The organism is Ferroacidibacillus organovorans, assembly GCF_001642725.1.
Lineage (GTDB): Bacteria > Bacillota > Bacilli > Alicyclobacillales > SLC66 > Ferroacidibacillus > Ferroacidibacillus organovorans.
Genome location: NZ_LSUQ01000087.1, coordinates 1 through 8,243 on the forward strand (window position 1 = coordinate 1; position 8,243 = coordinate 8,243).

Genomic DNA, 8,243 nt, shown 5'->3' on the forward strand with positions numbered 1-8,243 from the left:
CGCAAGGGATGTGCCGGAGACCGGCGATGCACCGGTTGTCCCAGAGAGAGGGAATGATGATGCGCCCATGGATGGGAGTGTGGCGTTGGATTGTGCAACACCACTAGAGAATCCGGATACACCCTCTATGGCGGCTGCCAGGCTTGAGAGATTGGCGGTCGAGCCGGATTTTGCAGCGCTTGTTAGCAGGAGGCTGAGCAGTTGGCTTGACGACCCACCGAGCAGACTTCCGCTGAACGTGCCACTCACACCGCCGAGCAGGGAGGTAAGGGACGATGTGCCACTCACACCGCCGAGCAGGGAGGTAAGGGACGATGTGCCACTCACACCGCCGAGCAGAGATGAAAGCGACGAGCCGCTTGTCACGCTGGTTCCTGACAAACTGCCAGATTGAGAGAGCGCGGTCAAGCCGGAGAGTTCCGTATTTGCAATCGTCTGCAAAAGCGCAGATTGAAACGGTGTCAATCCGCTTGTCGGAAGTGTTTGGCGAGCGGTGTTGCCGCGTGTTTTTGTGCTCACTTCGCTTGGCGTAGCTGCGTTTGCCACGGAAGACGGGCGCATTGGATCAAGGTTCATCAGAAAAATCATACCTTTCTTTAGGCGCGGAGATTGACGTTGGTTGCAATGATTTTACCAAAAGATCGCAGAGCGGGTCTACGAGATCAGAGAGTGGACGGTCTTCATTTTCGAGCAATCTCATCAAAAGGACTTCGTGGATCGCTCCGAGCCAAGCATATGCCGTCAACGTACAGTCGATCGGTTCAATCGATCCGTCTTCCACTGCATGGGTTAGGTGCAAAGCAATAAATCGCGCGATCGCGCGATGTGCCGCGTAGACTTGTCGATCAAATGTTTTCCCGAGTCCGGATGCTTCTACAAACAATAGACGGGTCGCTTTTTCGTGGCGAGTCAGTGTAGACAGAACGACCGTAAGCGCCGCGCGAATTTTTTCCACTGCGCCGTGTCGAGTGTCAATGGCCTGGTTTGCGCCAGCGAGAAGGCGATCGATCAACGTGTCAAGCAGCACTTCGAAAATGGCCTTCTTGGATGGAAAATGAAAATAAAATGCGCCTTTTGACGTGGATGATTCACGCGTGATATCGTCCACGAGCGTGTCGTTATATCCTTTTTCAGAAAAGACATCCATGGCGGCTTGAAGAATTTTATTCCTCGTCTCTTGGCGGCCGCGCTCTTTTTTTTCGCTACCTTCCGTTTTCCCATTCGTCGCTGGTTCATCTAATTCCACGGAATGTAGTACACCTCCACCTCATCGCCCTGCGCAATCGGAGAAGTGAACTCGGCTTCTTCTCCGTTAATTTTCATGATCAGCCGTTCACGGCCGTGCACGCCTGCCCGAAGCGTTTCGGATAGGAGGAGTACCATTGTGCTCATCGTGGGCCCTGTTTCGAGACGGCCTTCCGTAGTGATGACGTCGCCTTGTTCAAGCGTGTCCTTCAGCTCACACGGTGCGCCGTTTCTTAGGATTCGCTCGATCATCGGAATTTCTCGCTTTATCCCGTTTACAAGCACTGTCATGCATTCCCCCGCGCGATATAAAGCGGCTTTTAGCGCGTCAATGACGGTAGGTGGTGCGGTTGCGGCGCCTTTTAGCGAGAAGGAGAGTCCCTCCACAATCGGCTCATCCCAGGAAAAAAAAGGTTCAATGAGCATGGTTTGCCACTGTAATTCAAGGGGTTTTTCATCGACGACAACAGCGATTCGCTCGACGACGTTGCGACCGATAATCGACTCGATCCACTCGCCAATCGTTGGCCATTGGGTCACGATGACGTCGCGGTCGCTGAGTTTACTGTGTAGTGTGGCAACACGATCATTCTTTAAGATTCGCGGCGACACGCGTTGGACGGTTCCATTCACCGTTATCGAGAGTGGTTTTACTGTCAACACGGACGCAATCGTTCCGATTGCGTCCTTTCCGTCTTCGCCGACGGCGACGCTAATCGTGTCACCTGCGTCAAGTGTGTCATCAAGCAGACACGGGAGTCCATTTTTTTGCACGACACCCTGCGTTCCAGTCGTCCCAGGAATGGAGCGAATCTCTTGATTCACTTCAACGACAAGCGCATTCCCTGTGCGCGCCCGCAAGCGTCGCAGATCGAGACCACACTCGGAAAGTGCGTCACCTACGGTCATGAGCCGCATGGCAAAGAGGCGGTGGCTGCGGCCGTCAAAGCGCACGGTGACGGGTGTAATCTCCGAGTTTTCAGCGGTGAGCGCGATACCGATGGGCGTGACGGATTCCGGCCCAAATAACGTTTCCACACAGCCTTTGGCCTGATGAATTGAGACGCGGTCGCGCACGCGGATGCGATCGAGTGGAAGTCCGAGTTTGTCGGATAGCTCTTTTTCGAGAAAAGGTGTTTTTGCGCCGCCGCCGATCAACATGAGTGCGTCAGGCGCTTTCTCGTTGAGGCGAACGATTTCATCGGCGATTTTTTGCGCAAGATCAGATACGGCAGGGCGCAGCGTCGCCAACAACTTTTTACAGGAGAGGTGACGCACTTGACCAAGGACGTCCTCCACGTCGATGGAATCCATATCGAGGGAGCGCTTGACGCGCTCTGCGACAGGAAAATCGAGCAAATACGCTTGTTCGAGTGCTTCGGTAATCTCGTCGCCGGCGACGGGGACCATTCCGAAAGAGCGCACAGAGCCGTCGCCTGTCAGCGCGATGTCGGACGTTCCAGCGCCGATGTCAATCAAAGCGATGTTCAAGTTTCTCATGCTTGAAGGCACCAGCGCGTAGAGCGCCGCGATCGGTTCTAACGTAAGGCCGCGCATCATGAGCCCGGCATGCGTCAACGCCGCATCGAGGGATTCAATAACGGCGCGCGGCAAAAACGTCGCAATGAGAGAGACATTCGCCTCGTGTCCGCTTTGTCCAACGAGGCTTGCCATCCGTTCGCCATCAAGCGTGTAATCGCGAACACTGTATCCTACACAGTGAAGGAGTCCAGACGGTTTGCGATTGGCGCGCGCCTCAAACCCCCATTTCGATTTGGCCGATTCGATGGCGACCATGTGGAGCTGGTGGATATCTTCTTCTGTACACGGCACAAGCAGCGGAATCGTCGCGTTGGCGGTCACCGTTTGCAGTGAGCGCCCCGCGGCCGCAACGGAGACTGCTTTGAGTGACACGCCAGAGGCATTTTCGAGCGCGCGCGTAACCTCTTGAATCACCGCAGAAACGGAGCGAACATCGTGAATCTGTCCGTCGCGCATCGCGCGGTCACGATGTTCCTGTGTCTCTACCGCGTGGATCTCAATCCCTTGCGCGGATTTAGAATACAGAAGCCCGGTCACGCCACGCGTCCCAATATCGAGCGCGTACGCCCACTCGCTCATCTTGTTCACCACCTTCCGTCATCTGACGTCACGTCGCGATTGAAATTTATTGGGTTTCATTTTATGAGATTGTAAAATGATAGCCGAGTCTACTCAATCGGTCGGACAGATCTTTGATTTGCGATAAATCCCGCGTTTCTACAGAGAGTTGCACTTCAACGTGTCCCAGTGTCATGGCGGATCCGAGCCGATGATGCTCAATCGAAACGATGTTGACACCCGTTTCGGCCACTGCGCGCAACAGCACCATGAGCGAGCCGGGGCGATCGGAAATCGTGGTGATATACCGCGCAAAGCGTCCCGCGGCACTCAAACCGTGTTCAATAATGCGTGATAAAAAACTGACGTCCACATTGCCGCCAGAGAGAATGACCGCGGTTTTGTCGGTGGTTTTTGGAAGTTTGTCTGTGATGACAGCCGCGACGGCAGCCGCGCTGGCACCTTCGCTAACCACTTTGCAACGTTCCAATAAGACGACCATGGCGCGCGCAATCTCCTCATCATCGACACAGACAACATCATCCACGTAGTTCCTGATCACTTCATAGGTGCGCACGCCTGGTCGCTTGACGGCGATGCCATCGGCGATCGTTGATACGCGATCAAGGGTTGTGACGCATCCGGCTGCGAGCGAAGCGGTGACACAGGCAGCTCCGCTTGCCTCGACGCCGTAAATTTTGATCGAAGGTTTCAATGCTTTCAGCGCAATCGCGATTCCGGAGATTAGCCCGCCACCGCCGATCGCTGCGACGACGGATTCCAAATCCGGTTGTTGCTCAAGAATTTCGAGTGCAACGGTGCCCTGTCCCGCGATGATATCGTCATCGTCAAACGCCGGAATGAACGTCATTCCCGTTTTTTTCTGCAGTGCGCAGGCGTGATCGAGCGCTGTGTCAAAATCTGCGCCATGCAGGGTGACGGTTGCGCCATAGCTGCGCGTCGCCTCTACTTTTGAAAGGGGGGCCCCGCTTGGCATGACGATGTGGCAGGGAATGTTCAGCGCGTTCGCCGCAAACGCGACGCCTTGCGCGTGATTTCCAGCAGACGCGGCGATCACGCCGACTTCTTGGGCTTCTTTTGATAAACGTTGAATCTTGTTATAGGCTCCACGAATTTTAAATGATCCCGTACGCTGTAAGTTTTCAAGTTTGAGATAAACCGGTCGATGAGCGAGTTCGCTGAGGCGATGTGAGAAGTCGAGCGGTGTCCGTTCACAGATTCCCGTGAGAAGTTTTTGCGCCTGTTTTATGTCTTCAATCGTGATGGCCAAATCAATCACCCCGCCCAAATCCTGAAAAAAACAGTATTTTTTCTTTTCGATCCTGTGAGTCTATGGTACATTGTATCAAAAACATGAGCCGGAAGGGAGGTTTTGCGATGCACACGGAGAAGGATCGGGTCGTAGATCGACTCTATCCGCGCGTTCGCGAGACGCTTCATCAAATACGTCCCTATGTTCCGGGGAGACCGGCTGCCGATGTGATGAGGGAGTTTGGCCTCGCAGACGTGGTTAAGCTTGCCTCAAACGAAAATCCATTTGGTACGTCGCCGCGGGCGAGAGAAGCCGTTTTTGAAGCGGCGCGAGAGATGCATCGTTACCCGGATGGCGCAACAACATCACTGCGCAAAGCGATTGCGGCGCACCTCGCTCTGAATTCAGATCAGGTGCTCGTCAGCAATGGCTCAGACGAGATGATCAAAATGGTTTCAGAGACGTTTTTACAACCTGGTGACGAGGTGGTGGCGCCTTTTCCTTCGTTTGCACAGTATGGGTTTGGCGCAAACGTGATGGGCGCAAAAATGGTGCACGCTCCTTTGACTCCTACCTTTTTTTACGACGTGGATGCGCTGCTTGCGTGCATCACGGAGCGAACTAAGATTGTGTATCTATGTTCGCCAAACAATCCGACGGGCACGTGGCTTACGCACGCGCAGGCGGAATCCTACATGGCGCGCGTTCCTGATCATGTGCTGACTGTCTTTGACGAGGCGTACGTCGAGTATGTCGACGCAATAGATCCGCTCGATACACTGAGGTGGGTTCGCGAAGGGCGGGCGGTGCTCTCGTTTCGCACCTTTTCAAAAATGTATGGCCTTGCAGGGCTGCGTCTCGGTTATGCGCTGGGGAATCCGGGCATCCTCTCTTTTATTGAAAAGGTGCGTGAGCCGTTCAATGCGAATGCGCTGGCACAGTGCGCGGCAGAGGCTGCACTTTTGGATACGGCGTTTGTGGAGATGGTGCGTCGTAAAACGAAGGAAGGCAGACGTCAACTCGAAGCGGGTGTGCAAGCATTGGGCTATCATACCGTGCCATCCCAAGGAAATTTTTCATTAGTGTATACAGGTAACGGGCGTGAGACATTTGAACGGTTGCAGCGTTTAGGGGTCATTGTGCGGGCTGGGTTCCCCGGTCTCGACGCGTATATTCGGGTATCGATTGGCACATTTGAAGAAAACGAGCGTTTTCTTCAAGCGCTGGCAACGCTGTCTTAAGTAAAGAGAAATGTGGAGCTAAGGGAGAAGATGGAGATGGCAGAAGACCGATTGAAAGATTTGCGTTCAGAATTGGACGTCATCAACCTTGAATTGTTGCAACTCTTGAGCAAGCGCGCAGATGTCGTACAGCGCATTGGTCACTTGAAACAGACGCGCGGTGTAGCGATTTTTGACCCGGAGCGCGAAAAACAGCAGTTGGATCGACTGGTTGAGGAAAATCCAGGTCCGTTCCCAGACAGCACGATTCGTCACTTGTTTAAGCAAATTTTTCAGGCTTCGCAAGGTCTTCAGGAAGAACAGCGCAAATTGCTCGTCAGTCGTCAACGCAATCACGAGGATACGGTGGTCACCGTCAGAGGGATCAAGATCGGCGGCGGCGTACCGATCGTCGTTGGCGGTCCGTGCTCTGTTGAAACGGATGACCAAATGGAGAAGATTGGTCAGGAGATGCAGGTTCAGGGTATTCAACTCGTGCGCGGAGGCGCCTTTAAACCGCGCACATCTCCGTATGATTTTCAAGGATTGGGCGAAAAAGGACTTCGCATGTTGCGCGACACGGCGCGGAAGTACGGATTTGCCACCGTATCTGAGATTGTCAACCCGGCCGATGTGGAAATGGCCATCCAGTATGTGGACATGATTCAGGTGGGCGCTCGAAACATGCAAAATTTTGAGCTTCTTAAAGCGGTCGGGAATACGCGGGTGCCTGTGCTCCTAAAACGTGGATTATCAGCGACCATTGAAGAGCTCATCTATGCGGCCGAATACATCGCTGCCCGCGGCAACGAGCAAATCGTTCTTTGTGAGCGCGGAATTCGCACCTATGAGAAAGCGACCCGCAATACGCTTGACATCTCTGCCGTTCCAATTTTGAAACAGGAGACGCACCTTCCTGTGCTGGTGGACGTCACCCATTCCACAGGTCGAAAAGATATCATGCTTCCTGTCGCAAAAGCGGCGCTTGCCGTTGGAGCGGATGGCATCATGGTTGAAGTTCACCCAGAACCGCAAGTTGCATTGTCTGACGCCAAACAGCAATTGAACTTCGCGGAGTTTGATCATTTTATGGAATCGCTTCGCAGCTCTGGCATGATTCCGGCACTCGTTACCACGCACGGCTAATGAAGCGCTTTAGTCGCGCCTGTGAATTTTAAGACATAGATCCATGCTGATCTGACGTTAAGATGCGATAAGGAAAGACGTCTCCTACGGAGGCGTTTTTTTCTTTACATTTTCTTTACGTTATAGCGATGTTTGCTTTACATAGGCTTGCTAGAATCATCCTATAGGCAACGGAAAGAACCATCAGGAGGGTTTCCAGTGAAAAAGAGTGTGATTACTTCTGCCGTTGCTGTCTGCGCGATCTTGATCGCCGGCATTAGTTTACAGTCTTTTGCGGCATCCGCGTCTGGTGTCTCGAGTTTGACGGGCGCTGGTTCAACCTTCGACTATCCCTTCTTTAATCGCGCCTTCTATCTCTATGCTGCACAAAACCATGTGAATGTAAACTATAGTGCAATTGGAAGTGGCGGCGGAATTCAGCAGTTCTCGGCGGGTACGGTAAACTTTGGCGCGTCGGATGTTCCAATGAATGCGGGAGAATTAAACGCCGCGCAAAAAAATGGCGGATCGGTCATCCAAATTCCCATCGCGCTCGGCGGAGAGGCGATTTCATACAATTTACCGAGCGTTCACGCAAAGCTCAAGTTCACACCACAGGTTATCGCACAAATCTATCTCGGACAACTCAAGACGTGGAACGATCCGCGCATCAAGGCGATCAACCCAGGCGTTAAACTCCCGAATCTTCCAATCATCGTGGTTCATCGCTCGGATGGGTCTGGCTCAACGTATATCTTTACCGATTTTCTGAGCACGATCAGTCCGCAGTGGGCGCGCATCGTCGGTCGAGGCAAAGCGGTCAACTGGCCTGTCGGCATCGGCGGTAAAGGCAATGAAGCAGTTGCACAAAGCGTGAAAAACACAGTCGGAGCCATTGGCTACGTGGAACTCGCGTATGTTCTGCAGTCCAAAATGCAATATGGTTATGTTAAAAATCGTGAAGGACAGTACGTGCTCCCAACGCCTTTAACCGTTTTGAAAGAGGCGGCGCAAAAACCGAGTGTCACGTCGAAAAACTTCTCTATCGTTTGGCTTTTGGGAAAAGACGCGTATCCAATCTCTGGCTATTCGTGGGCACTTCTTGATCGAAACCAGAAGAGTAGCGCGGTGAAAAACACGCTTGTCAGCCTGTTCACGTGGATGGAAGGACCCGGCCAAGCGCAGGCGGCCGCCGTCGACTATGTCCCACTGCCACAAAATATCCGCCAGCAAGCACTGCACCTGCTTGACACTGTGAAGTAAATCAGGCAGTATCTGCT

7 protein-coding genes are annotated in these 8,243 nt (G+C 53.2%); 3 read left to right on the forward strand and 4 right to left on the reverse strand.

The window, feature by feature from the left end:
- The 4 genes from AYW79_RS14620 to ilvA all read right to left on the reverse strand — a co-directional run.
- Nucleotides 1-576, reverse strand: a 576-nt coding sequence (locus AYW79_RS14620) for a hypothetical protein (protein ID WP_197467734.1), incomplete at its 3' end; no start/stop codon positions are given.
- Complete coding sequence (locus AYW79_RS14625) at nt 566-1,246, reverse strand: TetR/AcrR family transcriptional regulator (RefSeq protein ID WP_067566518.1); 681 nt, start codon at nt 1,244-1,246, stop codon at nt 566-568. The genes AYW79_RS14620 and AYW79_RS14625, both read right to left, overlap by 11 nt.
- The gene (locus AYW79_RS14630) at nt 1,237-3,366 is read right to left on the reverse strand and encodes a cell division protein FtsA (RefSeq protein ID WP_067567454.1); all 2,130 of its coding nucleotides are present in this window, start codon (nt 3,364-3,366) and stop codon (nt 1,237-1,239) included. The genes AYW79_RS14625 and AYW79_RS14630 overlap by 10 nt, the downstream gene beginning before the upstream one ends.
- Before the next feature lie 61 nt (nt 3,367-3,427).
- Entirely contained in the window at nt 3,428-4,636 is a 1,209-nt protein-coding gene (gene ilvA / locus AYW79_RS14635) for a threonine ammonia-lyase (protein WP_418251498.1), read from the reverse strand.
- Nucleotides 4,637-4,743: 107 nt separating this feature from the next.
- Between ilvA and hisC the strand changes: the two genes are divergently transcribed.
- The 3 genes from hisC to pstS all read left to right on the forward strand — a co-directional run bounded on the left by hisC (nt 4,744) and on the right by pstS (nt 8,226).
- The gene (gene hisC / locus AYW79_RS14640; RefSeq protein WP_067567460.1) at nt 4,744-5,859 is read left to right on the forward strand and encodes a histidinol-phosphate transaminase; all 1,116 of its coding nucleotides are present in this window, start codon (nt 4,744-4,746) and stop codon (nt 5,857-5,859) included.
- 36 nt (nt 5,860-5,895) lie between these two features.
- Nucleotides 5,896-6,984 (forward strand): bifunctional 3-deoxy-7-phosphoheptulonate synthase/chorismate mutase, encoded by a 1,089-nt coding sequence (locus AYW79_RS14645; RefSeq protein WP_067567463.1) that lies wholly within the window; start codon nt 5,896-5,898, stop codon nt 6,982-6,984.
- Nucleotides 6,985-7,182: 198 nt separating this feature from the next.
- On the forward strand, nt 7,183-8,226 hold the full coding sequence (pstS, locus tag AYW79_RS14650) for a phosphate ABC transporter substrate-binding protein PstS (RefSeq protein WP_067952884.1): 1,044 nt from the start codon (nt 7,183-7,185) through the stop codon (nt 8,224-8,226).
- Nucleotides 8,227-8,243: the final 17 nt, after the last annotated feature.